2 protein-coding genes are annotated in these 22,716 nt (G+C 39.3%); both read left to right on the top strand.

Annotation, left to right across the window (positions count from 1 at the left end; genetic code table 11):
- The first annotated feature begins 54 nt into the window (after window positions 1-54).
- The gene (locus AB3G38_RS18845) at window positions 55-10,734 is read left to right on the top strand and encodes an amino acid adenylation domain-containing protein (protein ID WP_367865339.1); all 10,680 of its coding nucleotides are present in this window, start codon (window positions 55-57) and stop codon (window positions 10,732-10,734) included.
- Complete coding sequence (locus tag AB3G38_RS18850) at window positions 10,734-22,664, top strand: amino acid adenylation domain-containing protein (protein ID WP_367865340.1); 11,931 nt, start codon at window positions 10,734-10,736, stop codon at window positions 22,662-22,664. Before AB3G38_RS18845 ends, AB3G38_RS18850 begins: the two co-directional genes overlap by 1 nt.
- Window positions 22,665-22,716: the final 52 nt, after the last annotated feature.

Genomic DNA, 22,716 nt, shown 5'->3' on the forward strand with positions numbered 1-22,716 from the left:
GTATACATATGTCATTTTTTTACACGGAAATTCATCTCATTTAAGTTAATTATAATGAATAATCAAAATGGGGTTGCAATTGCAATCATTGGAATGGCCGGGAAATTTCCGGGTGCGAAAGATATCAGCGAATTTTGGGATAATCTCAGCAATAGCATAGAATCAATAACTTCCTTTTCTGATCAGGAGCTGACTGAAAGTGGAATTCAAAGTGATATTTTAAGGGATCCAAATTATGTTAAAGCAAATGCATTTGTAAAGGATAAGGAGTTTTTTGACGCCGGTTTTTTTGGGTATTCTGCAGCCGAGGCTTCTTTAATGGATCCACAGATAAGGATCTTTCATGAAATTTGCTGGAAAGCTTTGGAAGATGCTGGTATTGATGTTGAAAATAATACGGATAAAATTGGCTTGTTTGCCGGTGGGGCAACCAATTTAAATTGGCTTAATTATGCCTATTTATCTAATAAGGAGCAGCTTGTTAATGAGTTTAGCGCTTCGCAATTGCGTGATATTACATTTTTATGTTCAAGGGTTTCTTATGCGCTTAACCTGCAGGGACCCTCTATCTATTTAAATACTGCCTGTTCTACTTCTTTAGTTGCTATTCAGCGCGCCGCAATGAGTTTGCTACTAAGAGAATGTAAAGTAGCACTTGCAGGTGGTGTAACTATACAAAATTATTCAACCAGGGGGTACTTCCATGAAGATGGGATGATCCAGTCTAAGGACGGGCATTGCCGGGCTTTTGATGCTTCGGCAAGTGGAACTGTAATAGGAGAAGGTGCTGGTGTTGTTGTACTTAAAAGATTAAGTGATGCGATAGCTGATGGAGATCATATCCACGCAGTTATTTTGGGCAGTGGTATCAATAATGACGGAGCCAATAAAATAACTTTTACTGCACCTGGTATTGATGGACAATTTCAGGCCATATTAAAAGCCATAAACATGGCAAAGGTACCTGTTGAGAGCATCGGGATGCTGGAAGCGCATGGAACAGGGACGAGTCTTGGAGATCCTATAGAGGTAGAAGCGTTAAACCTTGCCTTTGGGAAAAGTAAGGCGCATTATTGTGCTTTGGGTTCAGTAAAAACTAATATTGGCCACCTGGATGTAGCGGCAGGTGTAGCGGGCCTGATCAAAGCAGTGCTTTCGATTCAGCACCGTCAAATCCCGGCGAGTCTTCATTATGAGGCTGCGAATCCGGAGATCAATTTTAAAGAGAGTCCGTTTTATGTGAATACTGCGCTTAAAGAATGGCGGAATGACAAATATCCATTAAGGGCAGGTGTCAGCTCATTTGGTATCGGGGGAACCAATGCACATATTATCCTGGAAGAAGCTCCTGCTGTTAAAAGGTCAGGTGATGGTCGTTTGGGCCAGGTGCTGGTTTTCTCAGCAAAAAGTGAAGCAGCCTTAAACCGTAACCTGGAATCATTTAGTTCTTATGTGCAATCAGGTAAAGTTGCTGAGCTGGCCGATATAGCTTATACGCTGGCTAAGGGACGCACAGCTTTTGAATTCCGCAAGAGCCTGGTTTGCAGTAATGCAGTTGAGCTTCAAAAAGCTTTAAGTGAGGCAATAACCCACAAAGCAGCAGTAGTAGAAGGTTCAGCTGCTCCTGAAGTCATTTTTATGTTCTCCGGACAGGGAAGTCAATACCTGCAGATGTATGGCGATCTCTATGTACAGGAACTGGCTTTTAAAGCTACAGTGGATGAATGTTTAAAAATTGTTCTGGTCCAGTCGGGTCTGGATTTAAAACCTGTATTATTTGGCACATCGAAAGAGCTGATCAACCAGACACGTTATACCCAGCCTTTATTGTTTATTGCAGAATATGCACTTTCGCGGCTATTGATGAGCTGGGGTATCCGTCCGGATAAAATGATCGGCCATAGTGTAGGTGAATATGTTGCCGCTTGTCTGAGTGGTGTTTTTTCACTGGAAGACAGTTTGTTACTGGTGAGTAAACGAGGTGAGCTGATGCAGGGTGCACCTGTTGGTGATATGCTGAGTATCGGTATTGCTGAAGAAGAACTGAAGGATTATCTTTTTTTGGCTCCCCAGGTTTGCCTGGCTGCGCATAACAGCAGTTCCCAGTGTGTGGTTTCGGGTAGCCGCGAGCAAATCGCTGAGTTTAAAAAGATTATTGAACTGGCTGGTTACAGCAGCCGGATTTTACATACTTCACATGCATTTCATTCGCATCTGATGGATGGAATACTGGATGAATTTAAGGCGGTACTGGATAAAGTAAAGATCAATAAGCCTGAACTTCCTTTTATTTCGAATGTTACGGGTGAGTTTGTCCGGGCAGAAGAGATCGGCAAAGCGGCCTACTGGGTATCACATCTGCGTGAACCTGTTCGTTTTAGCGAAGGTGCAGGCAGATTGTTATCGGATACAGTATCAGCCGTTTTGATAGAGGTTGGTCCGGGTAAGGCACTGAGTACTTTTATCCGTAGTCATCATTTAAGAAACAGTGGTCACCATGTGGTCTCTCTTGTAAGGGGGGCGCAGGAAGAAGGAGATGACCTGAAGCAGTTGTTAACAGGTTTTGGCAAGCTTTGGAGTCATGGAGTGAAGATAGATTGGAACGGGTTTTATAGCGGACAGGTTCGTAAAAAAGTTTCCCTGCCGACTTATAGTTTTGAGCCGGTAAGGTATCCTGTAAATGTGGATGCAATAGAATTGTTATCAGAGTTACATCCTGTTGCATTAAAGGAACGCAGAAAGACTATTCCGGAGTGGTTTTATTATCCAAGCTGGAAATTACTTCCGATGCCGGTTTTGTCAGTGGATACTAAAGGCAGTGTATTATTGTTTATTGATGATGATCGTGTTTTTGAGGGACTTTCTTCCCGTTATCTTGAGTCGGGAAGGAAAGTTATCCGGGTGAGAACGGGGTTGGCTTATGCAGAAGAGTCAGCGCTATCTTATCGCTTAGCTCCAGGTCAGGCAGGTGATTACCAGCGGTTGTTTGCCAGTCTTTCTGGCTATGGGGTATCTGCAGAACAGCTTGTTCATGGCTGGGGATTAACCACAGAAAAGGAAAATATTTATACGGATGCTTCTGGTGAGCGTTACTTCTATAGTTTGCTGGAAGCTGTTAAATACTGGCTTGATAGTGGAGATGTTTCCAGAGACCTGGTTGTTTTGACCAGTGATCTGCATCCTGTTTTGGAGCAGGGGGAAACTTCGGGTGTTCAATCGATGTCGCTGGGTTTACTTAAAGTACTCGCACAAGAGTATACTGGTTTATCGGGTCGTCACATTGACATCAGTTCGGCTGAAATATCTGGTGGACTGGTATTGGACAACTTATATAAAGAATTGCAATCAGGAGATCGTGGTAGTGTGGTTTCACTTCGTCAGGGGCATAGATGGGGAGAGATCTTTGATTCTCTTTCCAGTGATGGAGCGCTTGATTCACCTGCTTTCAAAGCAGGAGGAACTTACCTGATTACCGGAGGGTCCGGACAGCTGGGCTCAGTATTAAATGGTTATTTGCAGAAGAATTACCAGGCGAATGTGATTTTGCTCGGACGCAGTGCAAGTTTAAGAGAAAATCATCCTGGCCATTTGAGTGCTCAGGTATTCTATATAAGTTGTGATATTTCGGATGAGATTGCTGTTGAGGCAGCGGTGAAGATGGCTGAAGAAAGATTTGGTAAAGTTGATGGTGTGATCCATGCGGCAGGGGTAGTTTCAGGAAGCAGCATTAATATGGCAAATGAACTGACTGCTTTAGATTTCCAGGCACAATTTAATCCAAAAGTAAGAGGCGTCGAAGTGCTGGATGCTGTGTTTAGCTCCCGGGAGCTGGATTTCTGTATCCTGATTTCTTCGTTATCAACAGTATTGGGCGGATTAGGATTTGGGGCTTATGGCCCGGCAAATATCTATATGGATTATTACCTGAAGTCGCAGCGTAAATTGGGACGTTTGAGGCAATGGATGAGTGTTGATCTGGATGGACTGAGTTTCTCAGGTATTGCAGACGACTATATTAGTGGTGAAGAACTGACAGGTGTGCTGGAACATAGTCTTCATTTTTTAACGCACCCACGTTTAGTAGTTTCAGTTAAAGCACTGGATGAGCGCTATAAGCGGTGGGTATCCTCTGCACCAGATTCTTTGTTACAAGTTATTGCAGAAGAACAAGTGGGGCAGGATCGTATTTTGTCGCAAGAGTCGATGCTGGACTTATGGCAGCATATTCTGGGTAAACCGGGGATGGATATTGATGATGATTTCTTTGAAATGGGTGGAGACTCGCTCAAAGTACTGACTTTAGTTGGCCGGATTCATAAACAGTTTAATGTGGAGATTTCGGTGAAAGAGTTTTTCAACTGGACAACGGTAAAGAAGCTGGACGAATATCTGAGTACAAAGTTAGAACTCCGAAAATCGGGTACCGGCTATGTGAGCATTCCTAAGGCAGCGGAAGCGGATTACTATCCGTTGAGTTATGCGCAGAGACGTCTTTATTTCTTAAATCAGTTTGATAAGGATGCACTTGCCTATAATATTCCGGAATTCCTTATCCTGACTGGAAAAATAAATGTTGAACTTTTTAACAGGGCTTTTAAACTATTGGTCCGTCGTCATGAGAGTTTAAGGACTTATTTTGAGATTATTGATGATCAGCCAGTACAAAGAGTGTTGGAGAAAGCTGATCCTGAAATTGTTTATTTCCAGGGCGGTGATCCAGATCAGCTTATTGCAGATTTCATCGCTCCTTTTGAACTTTCCAGGGCACCTTTGATTCGTTTGGGGCTAATCGCTTTGGATACAGAGGAACATATATTAATGGTGGATATGCACCACATCATATCTGATGGAGAATCTAAAAACATTCTGATCAGAGATTTTATGGCTTTATACAATGAAGAGGTACTGCCAGAATTGAACCTTCAGTATAAGGACTATGCAGTATGGCAGCAAAGTGAGTTACAACAGCAACAAATCCATTTACACAAAGATTTCTGGCTAAAAGAATATGAGAATGAGGTGCTGACATTGGAGCTTCCTGCTGATTTCCCCCGTCCGCTAGTCAAACAATATGCGGGTGACCATTTAAGTTTTGAGCTGAATGAATTGGAAACATCCGGATTGAAAAAGCTGGCTGAGAAGGAAGGTGTGACCTTGTTTATGTTATTATTTGCGGTTCATAGTATATTGCTGAGTAAGTTGGGTAACCAGGAAGACATCATTATTGGAGTACCTGCAGCGGGCCGTGAGCATGCAGAACTGGAAAATATCCTAGGGATGTTTGTCAATACGTTGCCTATACGTACAAATCCTCAGGGTAATCTTACTTTCAAAGAGTTTTTAGCTGAGGTTAAACAAAAGACCCTTTCATGTTTTGAACATCAATCCTATCCTTTTGAAGAATTGATTGACGAGCTGAGTATTCAAAGGGATACAGCACGCAATCCATTGTTTGATGTAGTATTTAGTTATCAGAATTATCAGCAAACAGCACTATCAATTTCTGGTCTTGAACTGAAAATAAAAGAGATTGGGCAGGTAATGTCAAAATTTGACCTGACGCTGGATGTAAGTGAAAAAGATGATAAACTACATTTTACATTCGAATATGCTACAGGGGTATTCAAAAGAAAAACAATAGAACGTTTCTCATTCTATTTTAATAAAATTTTAAGTTCCGTTCTGGAAGATGGAAACATTGGCTTGAGTGAGATTGAAATGATCTCTTCAGCGGAACAAAATCAATTGCTCAATGAGTTTAACAATTTAACAACTGATTATCCCAGGGAAAAAACAGTTGTCGACTTGTTTGAAGAACAAGTGATGAGGACTCCGGAACATATTGCTATAGTTATGGATCAGGTACAGCTGACCTATAAAGAACTAAATGATAAATCGGATCAATTAGCTTCTTTATTGCATGATAAAGGAGTAAAAGCTGATTCAATTGTCTCCATACTAATAGACCGCTCAATAGAGACTGTTATAGGGATGCTTGGGGTACTCAAAGCGGGGGGGGCTTATTTGCCAATAGATATTGATTACCCTAAAGAACGAATCGATTATCTTCTGAAAGATAGCGGATCTGAGTTGGTTTTAATGAGCCGGAGATTTGTGTATGCGCTGCGGGAAGACTTGGATTACTTATATATAGAAGATCTTGAATTTGTTGAAAAGCGCTCATTACCTGCAAGGAAAGTTAGTCCAGGAGACCTATGCTATATTATTTATACCTCAGGTACGACAGGAAATCCAAAAGGGGTAATGGTGGAGCATAAAAATTTAGTCCGGCTGTTTTTCAATGATAAATTCCAGTTTAATTTTGGTACCGGAGATGTCTGGACTATGTTTCATAGTCACTGTTTTGATTTCAGTGTATGGGAAATGTATGGTGCTCTGTTATTTGGAGGGAAACTGGTTGTCATCTCCAAAAATATAGCAAGAGATACTAAGGCTTTCCTCTCTTTGTTACGTAGAGAAAAAGTAACTGTATTGAACCAAACGCCAAGTGCATTTTACAGTCTGATCAAGGAAGAAAATGAAATTGGGGATAAAGCCCTGTGTCTTAATTATGTGATATTTGGAGGAGAAGCCTTAAGCCCGGGAAATCTTAAAGATTGGAGAACTAAATATCCTCTGGTTAGTCTGATCAATATGTTTGGGATTACAGAAACAACGGTTCACGTAACTTATAAAGAAATTGGAATAGTTGAAATCCTTAGTAATTTAAGTAACATAGGAAAACCTATCCCTACACTTTCTGCTTATGTTTTGGATAAATATCAAAAACTTGTTCCCCAGGGAGTAATTGGAGAATTATATGTAGGCGGAGCAGGTGTTTCCAGAGGTTATCTTGGTAAAGAGGATTTAACGAATGCGAAATTTATTGATGATCCTTATGAGGCAGGTGCAAAATTATATCGCTCAGGCGATCTGGTAAAATGGGGAGATAACGGTGATTTGGTTTACATCGGAAGGATAGATGACCAGATAAAAATCAGAGGTTTCCGGATAGAATTGGGAGAAATCGAAAGTCATCTGCTGAATTATGATGGTATTAATGAAGTCACTGTTCTGATGAAACAGGATAAAGAAGATAAGTTCCTTGTAGCTTATTATACTTCGGCTGTAGCTATAGATTCTTCTGTTTTGAGGATGTTTTTGCTCGAAAAAATGCCTGATTATATGGTGCCTTCTTACTATGTACATATGCACAACTTTCCTTTGACCAGTAATGGAAAATTAGATAGAAAATCATTACCAGATTACAAAAGGCAAACAACTGAGCAACTTCAAATGCCTGTTGGTATAATTGAGGAAAAGCTTGCAGAAATATGGTCAGAAATATTAGCTGTAGATAAATCAGTAATCGGTACAAATATCAGCTTCTTTGAGTTGGGAGGGCAGTCTTTAAAGGCTGCTGCCTTGGCAAACAGAATATTTAAAGAGTTTAATGTAGAAATGCCAATCAGGGATATTTTTAAAAATTCAGCAATTGTTCATTTGCATGATTTTCTGAAAAAGGCTCAGCCTTCCCTTTTTAAAAGTATAAGTAAAGCTCAGCCTGCTGATTATTATCCGCTCTCTTATGCTCAGAAGCGAATGTACTTTTTGTATGAGTTTGACAAATCCTCAGTGACTTATAACATGCCATCAGCAATACGTTTATCTGGAACACTAGATAAAATGCTTTTGACTGAGGTCTTTAATAGTTTGCTGGAGTATCATGAAGTACTTCGTACTTATTTTGAAACATTTGACAGGATAACTGTACAAAAGGTACTGGATGAAACGCAGCTGGAAATTGTTGAGATGGAATGTGATTTTGAATCATTACCTGCAGTATTAAATAGCTTTATCAGGCCATTTGATCTATCTAAGGCTCCATTGGTCCGGGTCGGACTAATTTCTTTAGCCTTAGAGGAACATGTTTTGATTGTGGATGTACATCATATTATATCAGATGGGATCTCGGGAAATATCCTGATCAAGGATTTTATGACATTGTACAGTGCAGCTGTATTACCTGTACAAAATCTTCAATACAAGGATTATGCGGTATGGCAACAAAGTGCAGCACAACAGGAAGAGACTCTTTTGCATCAGGATTTTTGGTTAAGGGAATACCAGGAAGAAGTACCGGCGCTTGAGCTTCCTGGCGACTTCTCGCGTCCTCTGGATAAGCAACATGCGGGAGCAGAATTGATTTGGGAATTGGATCTGCTGGAAAGCTCGGCACTTGGAAAACTTGCAGAGAAAGAAGGTGTAACAATGTTCATGCTGATGTTTGCTGCTTTTAATGTCTTACTGAGTAAACTTGGTAATCAAGAAGATATAGTAGTTGGTGTTCCGACGGCGGGCCGGGATCATGCTGAGCTGGAAGGTATACTGGGCATGTTTGTGAATACGTTGCCAATAAGGACAAGTCCTGAAGGTAATTTGAGCTTCAGAGAATTTTTATCCGTGGTAAAACAAAAAACATTATTGTGTTTTGAACACCAGTCTTATCCTTATGAAGAAATGATTGAGAAGCTGCATATCAAACGTGATACCAGCCGGAATCCGCTGTTTGATGTGATGTTTAGTTATCAAAATTATGAGCAAACAGCTTTGTCTGTTCCGGGGCTTGATATCAGTCCTGTCAAGTTTAGTCAAGTGATGTCTAAATTTGATCTGACATTGGATATAACAGAGCATACACATGGTTTAAGACTGAGATTTGAGTATGCCAAAGGAATATTTAAGGCGGAAACGATAACGCGCTTTGCTGCTTATTTCAAAAAAATCTTAACATCGGTACTTTCAGAAGTAAATATATCTTTAAGTAGGCTGGAAATTATTCCTGACGAGGAACGTAATTTACTGTTAAATACGTTTAACAACACAAGAGCGGATTATTCCAGAAAAAAGACGGTTATCGACTTTTTCGAGGAGCAGGTGGCGCGTAACCCAAACCAGGTTGCTATTGCTATGTCGAACGAAAGTTTAACCTATAGAGAACTAAATAACAATGCGAATGCAATTGCATTTTTGCTTAAACAAGAGTTAGGAAATGAGGATTATCCGCGTGTAGCGTTATTGTTTGATCCTTCTATAGAAGTGATCGTTTGCATGTTAGGTGTACTAAAAGCGGGTGGGACATATGTTCCTTTAGCAGCCAACACGCCTGTTACAAGAACCCAGTCTATTCTGAACGATTGTAGGGCAGATCTTTTGCTGATTCAGGAATCTCTTGTACATGAAAAACAGGACAGCAGTATTTTTAATCAAACTAAAATTATTCCGATAGCTAAAATAGCTGTTCTGGCCGGGACATCCGAAAATCCTTTGAGGACGTTGGGTTTCGATGAATTAATCTATATACTTTATACTTCTGGAACAACCGGAAAACCAAAAGGTGTAGAAGTCAAACATAGTGGAATAACCAATATGTTGGTGGCCCATAAAGCTTTCTTTGACACAGAAGTGGGTACAAGATCCAGTCAGGTGGCAAATATATCTTTTGATGCGTCTGCTTTTGAGATATGGCCTTGTCTGGCGTCAGGAGGCAGACTTTATATCGCAGAACAGGAAATTCGCCAGGATCCGGAATTAATGTATTCCTGGCTGGAGAAGAATAAAATTGAAATATCCTATCAACCTTCTGTTATTGCAGAGTTCTTATTAAAGCATATTTTAAATGTCAGATCCTGTGACTTAAAGATTCTGAATGTGGCGGGGGATAAATTTCATTATTATCCAGATTGGGAATTACCTTTTAAACTCTATAATTTATACGGGCCAACAGAGGATTCTATCTGGACTACATGTTATGAATTAAAATATGACATCCAGCCTTTTGGGTATAACATAGGAAAACCTGTAGCTAATAAAAGAATCTATATTGTTGATCGTTATGATCAGCTTCAACCGTTAGGTATATATGGGCAGCTTTGCATCGCTGGAGATGGTTTGGCAAAAGGATACCTGAATAATGAAGAGCTTACAAGAGATAAATTTGTTGGGGATCCTTTTTATGCAGGTGAAATTATGTATAAAACCGGAGATCTGGCAAGGTGGTTACCGGATGGGAATCTGGAATTTATAGGTAGGATAGATAATCAGGTCAAAATCAGAGGAAACAGAGTTGAACTGAGTGAGATTGAAAGTCAATTGCTCAAACATAAATCTATCCTTAAAACATCGGTGCTGTTAATGAAAAAGGATAACGATGAATTTCTGGTTGCTTATTATACTTCGGCACAATCTTTAGACCCTAAAGATCTAAAAGTACTTCTATCTGCAGAATTACCTGGTTATATGATTCCCGGATTTTTTATCCAATTGGATGATATTGCTTTATCAGCAAGTGGTAAAGTGGATAAAAAGGCATTACCGCTTCCTGAAATCAATTTCAATAATGATTACTTAAGGCCGGAAAATGATACACAGGAACGGTTAGTCAGAATATGGGCTGAAGTACTAAATGCTGATCCATCTAAAATAAGCGTTAATGCAAATTTCTTTGATATTGGAGGACATTCAGTAAGTATGATTATGCTTAATAAAATGATTAATACTGAATTTGATACTCATATTTCTGTGGCTAAATCATTCAGGATGCCATCTATAATAAGCATCGAAGCTTATCTCCATAATGGAGATTCTGAATTCAGGACTATAAACAGCAATATTGATGATGCTATAGAAGAGGCAAATAATACTTTAAACTTTTTGGAAAACACAACTGATTAATGATGGAAAATTACACTGGTTTTGAAGTTGCAATTATTGGTATGGCTGGAAAATTTCCAGGTGCCAGTAACATTGGAGAATTTTGGACAAACTTGAACGGAGGAGTAGAATCAATAAGTTTTTTTACCGATGAGGAACTTGAAGGAGAAGGGGAAATACTAAGCAATATTGATAATCCATCTTATGTCAAAGCACATGGGATGGTTGAAAATAAAGACTGCTTTGATAATACTTTTTTTAATTATAATGCAGACGAAGCCAAATTGATGGATCCACAAATGCGGATGTTTCATGAGTGTGTCTGGACGGCGTTAGAGGATGCTGGGTGCAATTTAAATGATGCAAATAACAGAATAGGAATGTATGTAGGTTCTTCTGCAAACCTAAACTGGGAGGTTTATTCGCAACTAGCTAATAGAGATGGGATGGTTGATAGTTTTTCAGCGTCACAATTAGGGAATATCAGGTTTCTTTCTTCCAGAATTTCTTATGCACTAAATTTTCAGGGGGCATCTGTTTTTATCGATACAGCCTGTTCTACTTCTCTTGTTGCTATTCATCAGGCTTGCAGAGGTCTTTTGTTCTCTGATTGTAATATCGCACTAGCCGGAGGAATTTCTCTTTCAAATAAATCCAAAAAGGGGTATCTGTATGAAGAAGGGATGATCCATTCCAAAGATGGTCATTGCCGGGCTTTTGATGCTTCGGCAAGTGGAACTGTGAATGGGGAAGGTGCTGGTGTGGTTGTGCTGAAAACACTAAAGAATGCAATTAAAGATGGTGATCATATTTATGCTATTATAAAAGGTTCCGGTATTAATAATGACGGAAATGGTAAAGTTGGATATGCGGCACCTTCTGTTAACGGGCAGGCGGCAGCTATTATGACAGCGCAGAAATTAGCTAAGGTGCCCGCTGAGAGCATCGGTATGCTGGAAGCGCATGGTACCGGAACGAGCCTTGGAGACCCTATAGAGGTTGAAGCGCTGAATCTTGCCTTTGGGAAAAGTGAGGTGCATTACTGTGCTTTGGGTTCAGTAAAAACTAATATTGGCCACTTGGATGTGGCAGCTGGTGTAGCGGGGCTGATCAAGGCAGTTCTTGCGATTAAGCACCGTCAGATTCCGGCAAGTCTTCATTATGAGCAGGCGAATCCCGAGATCAATTTTAAAGAGAGTCCGTTTTATGTAAATACTGTTCTTAAGGATTGGCGGAATGACAAATATCCTTTAAGGGCTGGGGTGAGTTCTTTTGGTATCGGAGGGACTAATGCGCACCTTATTTTGGAAGAAGCTCCTGCTGTGAAAGGCTCTGGTGAAAGCCGTTCGGAACAGGTACTTGTTTTTTCAGCCAAAAGTGCGGCTGCACTGGACCGTAACCTGGAGGCATTCAGTACTTATCTGGAATCCGGAAAGGTTGCTGAACTGGCAGATGTGGCTTATACACTGGCCAGGGGACGTTCGGATTTTAGTTTCCGCAAGAGCCTGGTTTGTAGTAACCTGGAAGAACTCCAGGCAGCGCTGCTGTCTGCCAAATCAGCTAATGCAGCGGTAGTTGAAGCTGCCAGCGCTCCGGAGGTGATTTTTATGTTCTCTGGCCAGGGTAGCCAGTATGTGCAGATGTATGCTGATTTGTATACGCAGGAGCCTTATTTCAAGGAGATCGCGGACCAGTGTTTTAACCTTGTGGAGCTACAGTCCGGTGTGGATTTAAAGCCTGTATTGTTTGGTTCTGCGGCTGAGCTGATCAACCAGACACGTTATGCACAGCCTTTGTTGTTTATTGTAGAATATGGACTGGCCCGTTTGCTGATGAGCTGGGGTATCCGTCCGGATAAAATGATCGGCCATAGTATCGGAGAATATGTTGCCGCCTGTTTGAGTGGTGTTTTTTCACTGGAAGACAGCTTATTGCTGGTTAGTAAAAGGGGCGAATTGATGCAGGGTGCACCTGTTGGTGATATGCTGAGTATCGGTATTGCTGAAGAAGAACTGAAGGATTATCTTTCTTCGGCTCCCCAGGTTTGCCTGGCTGCGCACAACAGCAGTTCCCAGTGTGTGGTTTCGGGTAGCAGCGAGCAGATCGCTGAGTTTAAAAAGACTATTGAACTGGCTGGTTACAGCAGCCGGATTTTACATACTTCTCATGCTTTCCATTCTCATCTGATGGATGGAATACTGGATGAATTTAAGGGGGTACTGGATAAAGTAAAGATCAATAAGCCTGAACTTCCTTTTATCTCGAATGTTACGGGTGAATTTGTGCAGGCTGATGAGATTGGCCAGGCGGCCTACTGGGTATCGCACCTGCGTGAGCCTGTTCGTTTTAGCGAAGGTGCAGGCAGGTTATTGTCGGGTACGGGTGCTGCGGTTTTGATAGAGGTTGGACCGGGTAAGACACTGAGTACTTTTATCCGTAGTCATCATTTAAGAAACAGTAGTCATCAGGTGGTCTCTCTTGTGCGTGGTGCACAGGAAGAAGGCAATGATCTGAAACAATTACTAACAGGTTTTGGCAAGCTCTGGAGCCATGGAGTGAAGATAGATTGGAATGGGTTTTATAGCGGACAGGTTCGTAAAAAAGTTTCCCTGCCGACTTATAGTTTTGAGCCGGTAAGGTACCCGGTAAATGTGAATGCCCTGGAATTGTTATCGGCATTGCATCCTGCTGTGCTGAAGGAAAGCCGGAAGGCAGTTCGGGAATGGTTTTATTACCCCAGCTGGAAACTGCTTTCAATGCCTGCTTTGTCAGTAAAGGCTAAGGGCAGTGTGTTATTATTTATCGATGATGATGGTGTTTTTGAAGGACTTTCTTCCCGTTATCTTGAGTCGGGAAGAAAAGTTATCCGGGTACGGACAGGGTTGGCTTATGCGCAGGAATCACCTTTGTCTTATCGAGTGGCTCCGGTTGAGGTAAGTGGTTACCAGGCCCTTTTTGCAAGTTTGTCAGATTATGGTCTGTTTGCAGAGCAACTTGTTCATGGCTGGGGTCTGGATGGAGAGCAGGAAAAGTTTTATACGGATGCTTCGGGTGACCGATATTTCTATAGTTTACTGGAGGCTGTTAAATGCTGGGCTGATCAGGGTAATGTATCCAGAGAGGTGGTTGTTTTGACCAGTGATCTGCATCCTGTTTTGGAGCAGGGGGAGATTTCGGGTGTTCAATCAATGTCACTGGGTTTACTTAAAGTGCTGGCGCAGGAATATAGCGGTTTATCGGGAAGACATATTGATATCAGTTCGTCTGAAATATCCGGCGGACTGGTATTGGACAATTTGTATAAAGAATTGCAGTCAGGAGATCGTGGTAGTGTGGTTTCACTCCGTCAGGGGCATAGATGGGGAGAGATCTTTGATTCTCTTTCCAGTGATGGAGCGCTTGATTCACCTGCTTTCAAAGCAGGAGGAACTTACCTGATTACCGGAGGGTCCGGACAGTTGGGCTCAGTATTAAATGGTTATTTGCAGAAGAATTACCAGGCGAATGTGATTTTGCTCGGACGCAGTGCAAGTTTAAGAGAAGATCATCCTGGCCATTTGAGTGCTCAGGTATTCTATATAAGTTGTGATATTTCGGATGAGATTGCTGTTGAGGCAGCAGTAAAGATGGCTGAAGAAAGGTTTGGTAAAGTTGATGGTGTGATCCATGCGGCAGGGGTAGTTTCAGGAAGCAGCATTAATGTGGCAAATGAACTGACTGCTTCAGATTTCCAGGCACAATTTAATCCAAAAGTAAGAGGCGTCGAAGTGCTGGATGCTGTGTTTAGTTCCCGGGAGCTGGATTTCTGTATCCTGATTTCTTCGTTATCAACAGTATTGGGCGGATTAGGATTTGGGGCTTATGGCCCGGCAAATATCTATATGGATTATTACCTGAAGTCGCAGCGTAAATTGGGACGTTTGAGGCAATGGATGAGTGTTGATCTGGATGGACTGAGTTTCTCAGGTATTGCAGACGACTATATTAGTGGTGAAGAACTGACAAGTGTGCTGGAACATAGTCTTCATTTTTTAACGCACCCACGTTTAGTAGTTTCAGTTAAAGCACTGGATGAGCGCTATAAGCGGTGGGTATCCTCTGCACCAGATTCTTTGTTACAAGTTATTGCAGAAGAACAAGTGGGGCAGGATCGTATTTTGTCGCAAGAGTCGATGCTGGACTTATGGCAGCATATTCTGGGTAAACCGGGGATGGATATTGATGATGATTTCTTTGAAATGGGTGGAGACTCGCTCAAAGTACTGACTTTAGTTGGCCGGATTCATAAACAGTTTAATGTGGAGATTTCGGTGAAAGAGTTTTTCAACTGGACAACAGTAAAGAAGCTGGACGAATATCTGAGTACAAAGTTAGAACTACGAAAATCAGGTACCGGCTATGTGAGCATTCCTAAGGCAGCGGAAGCGGATTACTATCCGTTAAGTTATGCGCAGAGACGTCTTTATTTCTTAAATCAGTTTGACAAGGATGCACTTGCCTATAATATGTCGCAGATTGTCAGGATAAAAGGTAAGGTTGATTATGAAAAATTTAACAGGACTTTTAGACTATTGGTTCTCCGTCATGAGAGTTTAAGGACTTATTTTGAGATCGTTGATGGTCAGTCAGTGCAGCGGGTGGCGGAAGAAGCTGATCCTGAAATTGTTTATTTCCAGGGCGGTGATCCAGATCAGCTTATTGCAGATTTCATCAGACCTTTTGAACTTTCCAGGGCACCTTTGATTCGTTTGGGGCTGATGGCTTTGGATACAGAGGAACATATATTAATGGTGGATATGCACCATATCATATCTGATGGAGTTTCCAGGAATATCCTGATCAGGGATTTTATGGCTTTATACAATGAAGAGGTACTGCCAGAATTGAACCTTCAGTACAAGGACTATGCGGTATGGCAGCAAAGTGACCGACAACAGGAGGAACACCAGTTACACAAAGATTTCTGGCTAAAAGAATATGAGAATGAGGTGCTGACATTGGAGCTTCCTGCTGATTTCCCCCGTCCGCTAGTCAAACAATATGCGGGTGACCATTTAAGTTTTGAGCTGAATGAATTGGAAACATCCGGATTGAAAAAGCTGGCTGAGAAGGAAGGTGTGACCTTGTTTATGTTATTATTTGCGGTTCATAGTATATTGCTGAGCAAGTTGGGTAACCAGGAAGACATCATTATTGGAGTACCTGCAGCGGGCCGTGAGCATGCAGAACTGGAAAATATCCTAGGGATGTTTGTCAATACGCTGCCTATACGTACAAATCCTCAGGGTAATCTTACTTTCAAAGAGTTTTTAGCTGAGGTTAAACAAAAGACCCTTTCGTGTTTTGAACATCAGTCCTATCCTTTCGAAGAACTGCTCGATCAATTGGAACTTCAACGTGATGTAAGCCGTAATCCTTTGTTTGAAAGTGTTTTTTCTTTTATAAATATTGAGAGTACAACCTTGCTGATCAAAGATCTGGCATTAGAAGCTTATGAAAAAACAAGTGCGGTAGCAAAATTCGATCTTACTTTGTCAGCGTCTGAAAGTGCTGGTAAAATTAAGCTGGATTTTGAGTATTCTACTTCATTGTTTGCAAAAGAAACCATAGAAAGATTTATATCTTATTTCAGAAATATCCTTAAGATAGTTTTTACAGACACAACTATTGGCATTGGACAAGTAGATATGCTTTCCCGTGAAGAAACAGAAGTTTTAATAAATGATTTTAATCGTACGAAATTAACTTATGAAAAGGAAAAAACAATTACTAAAATATTTGAAGAAAAAGTATTGTTTAAAGGGGACTCAATTGCATTCCGTATTGGGGATGAAAAAATAACTTATGATAAACTAAATCAAAGAAGTAATCAGCTGGCACGGCTTATTCTCCAAAAAGGAGTAGCAAAAGAAAGTATTGTAGGTGTCTTGCTTTCCAGGTCTAAGGATTTAATTATCAGTTTGATAGCTGTTTTAAAGGCTGGGTGTGCTTATGTGCCGATTGATCCTGAATATCCTATCGATCGGATTAAATATATGATTGCTGATAGTGGACTCAGATTGTTGCTGACTGAAGATAAGCTGAAAAATATTCAGCATCAGTTAGCACTTGATATTGATTGTATAGAAGTTTCATTGACAGAATCATTAAATATCGGAACGGATAATCTTGAAATGAATTTTCCATCTTCAAATCTGGCTTATTTGATTTATACTTCCGGCTCTACAGGAAATCCGAAAGGTGTAATGATTGAACATAGAAATGTTGTGAATTTTATTTTTGGAGTGAGTCAAAAAATAAAATTCTCTGAGCATGGAACTATCCTTTCTTTAACTACCTACTCTTTTGACATTTTTGTATTGGAAACTTTTATTCCGCTTTTAAGAGGGATGGAAATAGTAATGGCAACATCAGCTCAACAAAAAGATCCTGATTTACTGGCTGCACTTATAGAGAGGCAGCAAGTAAATATGATGCAAATTACTCCGTCCCATTTAAAGCTTCTTCTATCAAGTGTAAGGTTCCAGCAAGTTTTGCGAGTAATAAAAATTATAATGATAGGCGGTGAAGCACTCTCTGGGGAGCTATTTAATGATTTGAAAAATTATTATAAAGGTGAAATTTATAATATGTATGGCCCTACAGAAACAACAGTTTGGTCAACAATTAAAAATCTGACTCATGCTGATCTAATAACTATCGGTTCTCCTATAGCAAATACTGAAATAAGAATTTTAGATAAGTATGGCATGATGCTGCCTATAAATATACCTGGCGAATTATGTATAGGAGGAGATGGAGTTGGCAGAGGGTATTTTGGAAACGAAAAATTAACTAATGAAAGATTTACTGAAGATCCGATAGATAAGAGAAAGAGAATTTACCGGACAGGTGATTCTGCCAAATGGTTAGCAAATGGTGATATTGAATTTGCTGGCCGGATTGATGACCAGGTTAAGGTTAGGGGGTTCAGGATAGAACCCGGAGAGATTGTAAGCTGTTTATTAAAGCATGATGATATATCGGAGGCTATAGTAAAAGTGATGGAAAAGAAAGGTAATAACTACTTGGTAGCTTATTATGTTTCAAAGAAGGAAATACAAAAAGAAGATCTCCGTAATTTTCTTTTATTGAAGCTTCCTGAATATATGATGCCTGCATATTATGTACCGATAGCAGCTATACCATTAACCGATAATGGAAAAATAAATAAAAAAGCACTTCCTCAACCTGAAATCTTGATTGAAAGAGAACATCAGGGGGCAAGAAATGAAACTGAATCAATACTTGTTGAAATTTGGTCGCAGGTATTGGAAATAGAAGAAGAAAGGGTGAGTGTAAACAAAAGTTTTTTTGAGCTGGGAGGGAATTCTTTAAATGCGATTACAATTATTTATCGTATAGAGAAGTCTTTTGGAGTCAGGATTGCAGTTTATGAGTTTTTCCATAAGAACCTAATCATTGAAATTTCGGAGATTATTGCTTCTTTAAGGGAAAATAAGTCTACTCAAATACTGAGTTCACCAATTAGAAGAGTGGAGGAGGCGGAATTTTATAAATTAAGCTCCCCTCAGAAAAGGGTATACTACCATCACGAATTAAATAGTGATTCTCTTGCTTATAATATGCCCCAGGTACTGGAGCTTCATGGACAAGTGGATCATATACGCCTTAAAGATGCTTTTAATAAGTTAATTATCAGAAATGAAATTTTAAGAACCTCATTTAAGGTTTCAGCAGGCGAAATTGTGCAACGTATATCAAAACAGGTGGACTTTGATATAGAATATTTTAGCGCTCAGGATGTTTCCAAATGTATAAGCGAATTTTTCAGACCTTTTGAACTAGAATCGGCTCCGTTAATCAGGCTTGGATTAATGCAGACAGCTATTAATGTATCCATATTAATGATAGATATGCATCACATTATTACTGATGCAACTTCTCAGCAAATATTGATAAAGGAATTTATGCAACTTTATCACAATACGGATTTGCCAGTTTTATCTCTTCAATATAAAGATTTTGCAGAATGGCAGCAAAATGAGGGCTTTCAAAATGTCTTAGTTGAGCAAAAGAGATTTTGGGCTGATGAATATAGTGATCTTCCGGCGACATTAAATTTACCATTGGACTTTTCAAGACCTTCAATCCGTGATTACAGTGGAAGATCAATAAGTTTTAAAATTTTGACAGAGCAAACTGGTGACTTAAAAAAGTTAGCGAATAAAGAACAAGTTACTATGTTTATGGTATTACTGGCTATTTACCATATTCTATTGAGTAAATTAAGTAGTCAGGAAGACATTGTGACTGGGGTTCCTGTATCTGGAAGACAGCATCCTGACATTGAAAAAATGATGGGGATGTTTGTCAATACACTTCCTATACGTAGTAAACCAAATAGTAACCTTAGCTTCATAGAATTTCTTTCAGAGATTAAATTGACTTCTTTATCTTCTTTTGAAAATCAGTCTTATCCTTACGAAGTTTTAATAGATGAATTAAAAATATCAAGGACGAGCGGACATAATCCATTATTTGATGTGATGTTCTCTTATAATAATATTCTTGAAACTGAACTTTCTATTCCAGGTCTTGAAATTAAATCTTATCCAAATGAACTTACTGCGACTAAGTTTGATCTTACATTGATTGCAAGTGAAGGGAAGGGTGAAATCCAATTACATCTGGACTATTCAACAGAATTATTTAAAGAAGAAACGATACTGAGGTTCGCAGCTTATTTTAGGAATATCATAACAGCTGTTTTGTCAGATCCTTCCAAAAGAATTGCTGACATACAAATATTGTCTGAGGTTGAACAACATGAATTATTATTTGTATTCAATGATACGACTGTTCCTTATCCTCAGAATTCCCACCTTATCTCTTTATTTGAAACTCAGGTAGCTAAGACACCTAACCAAACTGCTGTCGTTACTAACGATAAAAAATTGAGTTATCGGGAACTTCATATATTATCAAATCGTATAGGCAATTATTTAAGACGGATTGCTGGAATAAAGACTGGAGATTTAATTGGAGTGATGCTTGAACGGGAGGAATATCTGATTCCTGGTATCTTTGGAGTATTGAAATCGGGCGGAGTTTATGTTCCGATAGATCCTGAATATCCAATTTCCAGGGTTGCTTACATGGTCTCAGATTCCCAGCTTAAATTAATCATAACACGCACCAAACATTTAAAAGAGGGTATTTCTGTACCAATAATAAACTTGGATGAATGTTTAGCTGAGATTGAGGTTGAATCTTTCGTTTCATCAAAATTGAATTTAAATGGCAGAGATCTCGCTTATGTAATATATACTTCTGGTTCGACTGGAAATCCTAAAGGAGTAATGGTTGAGCATCATTCTTTAATTAACAGGTTACTATGGATGCAGAAGAAATATCCAATTAGTCAAGAGGATGTTTTAATACAAAAAACTCCGCTTGTCTTTGATGTGTCAGTGTGGGAATTGTTCTGGTGGTCTTTGACTGGGGCAACTTTATGTCTGCTTAAACAGGGGGATGAGAAAGATCCTGCTGAATTAATTAAAGTAATAGAAGAATATAAGGTAACAGTAATACATTTTGTTCCGCCTATGCTGGCCGTGTTTCTTTCGGGGATTGGGAAGGAATCCGATGATGAAAAAGCAAAGAGTTTACGACTTGTGTTTGCAAGTGGAGAGGCATTGAAGCCTGATCAGGTTACACAATTCGGACACAACCTGAATAAACAGAATAAGACCCGTCTGATTAACCTTTATGGGCCAACAGAAGCTACGGTGGATGTTAGCTATTATGAATGTAGTTTTGAAGGAGAAAACAAAATTATTCCGATTGGTAAACCGATTGACAATATACAATTGTATGTGTTAAACCATTCGAAGCAATTGGTACCCAAGGGAGTAATAGGAGAATTGTATATTGGAGGTGCAGGATTGGCCAGGGGTTATATAAATAATGAAAAACTTACCAGGGAGAAATTTATTAGTAATCCTCACAAAGAAAATGATATCATCTATTCTACAGGTGATATGGTGCGCTGGCTCTCAAATGGGGATATAGAATATCTCGGTAGAATTGATGATCAGGTTAAAATAAGGGGAGTAAGAATCGAATTGCAGGAAATAGAATTTCATTTACAACAATTTCCAGGAATAAATAAAGTCGCTGTAATTCCTAAAGAAAGGGATGAAGAAAAGGTTCTTGTAGTTTTTTATATTTCTAATTCAGATTTGGATATTCAGGCTATTCGATCTTATTTATCTGATAGACTTCCTTATTATATGGTTCCTCAACATTATTCAAAGGTCACTGATTTCCCGCTCACGGGAAATGGTAAGCTGAACAGAAATTTGTTAGTAATACCTGAATTTGGGACAAACCATGGATACGAACCGCCAGAAAATGAAGACGAGTGGAAAATGGTCGGATTGTGGTCTGATATCTTGAAGATTGACATTAATAAAATTGGAGTTGATAATGATTTTTTTGAAGAAGGAGGCCATTCTTTTACAGCTGTTTTGCTAGTTTACCAGATACAGGAACTCTTTTCTGTGAAGATTACGATGCGTGAAGTATTTGAGAATCCGACTGTAAGAAAACTTGTGAAATTGGTTAGCAGAAGAGCTGCTCATGTATCAGTTGATATACAAAATGTTGGTTTAAAAAATTATTATCCAGTGTCTTCTGAGCAAAAGCGGTTATTTGGAGAACAATTTATAGATGCAGCTAGCGTCGCATATAATATTTCCGATCTTTTTGAGATCAAAGGTGAACTGGATATCAAAAAGATTGAAAAGACAATAGAGATATTAATTAATAGACATGAAAGTTTAAGGACAAGTTTTGAAATGGTTGAAGATGGTGTCATTCAACTTATTCATCCTGAATTAAAGTTCAACCTGGAAGTTCAAATTGAAGAGGAGGTAAAAGACCCAGAAGAAATACTTACTCAATTTATAAGGCCTTTTTCTCTTTCCTCCTTTCCTTTGATAAGATTTCTGCTTTTGACAATAAAAGATAAAGGAAATTATCTTCTATTAGACATTCACCATATTATATGTGATGGTGTTTCTTTAAATATCCTGATGAATGATTTTCGAAGTATCTATAATGGAGCAGAATTGTCTCTCACCACTTTACGATACGTTGATTATGTTTATTGGCAGCGTAATCTTCAGGAAAATTTATCGGGACAAAAGAAATTCTGGTTGGAGAAATTATCTGGAGAACTGCCCCAATTAAATCTGCCTGTTAGTGGAGAGCGGGAGCTAATTGATGCGACTTTAGCTGCAATACAAGTTTTAAAACTTGATGCTGAATTATACGCTGCTACCAAAAAGCATATTGCTAATTCGAATGCTTCCCCTTTTATGTTTTTTCTTGCTATTTATTACCTTCTACTGCAAAAAATTACCGGCAATAATGATATTATTATTGGTACTGACATGATGGGAAGAAGGGATGTTGAATTAATGAAAATAGTCGGAACTTTTGTTAATCTCTTACCGCTAAGAATGAGCATAAACGAGGAAGATTCTTTTGATGAGTTTCTAGAGCAGGTGAAAGAGTGCGTAATGGAGGCTGTTGATAATCAGGATTTCCAGCTTGGAAGTATTATTGAAGGGTTAAGATCTCAAAAACAGCTATCGGATAAACTAATAAATGTGCACTTTTCCTTTCCGAATCTTACACAAGCTAGTACTAATCCAGGATCAATTGGTTTTATTCCTATTCGGTCCGGTAAGCAATTAACGACACAATTTGAATTGAAAATTGAAGTTGTAGAACAGAATAATGAGTTCCTCATTCGCTTCATTTATAGTGATGAATTGTATGATAACGATACAATCAGTATGCTAATGAAATACTATTTAAATATACTCAAACATGTTCTTGAAAATAAGAAGATTTTGATTGAGGAAATGGTATTGGCATAACCAATTGACAACTAATCACCTGCCTTTGTACAATAATTTTGGAAAAAAGCTG

Origin of the sequence: Pedobacter sp. WC2423 (assembly GCF_040822065.1) — a bacterium.
Lineage (GTDB): Bacteria > Bacteroidota > Bacteroidia > Sphingobacteriales > Sphingobacteriaceae > Pedobacter.

Bases quoted from the DNA above. Each gene is read 5' to 3' on its own strand.
- AB3G38_RS18845 (WP_367865339.1), top strand. From the start codon at position 55: ATGAATAATCAAAATGGGGTTGCAATTGCAATCATTGGAATGGCCGGG.
- AB3G38_RS18850 (WP_367865340.1), top strand. From the start codon at position 10,734: ATGATGGAAAATTACACTGGTTTTGAAGTTGCAATTATTGGTATGGCT.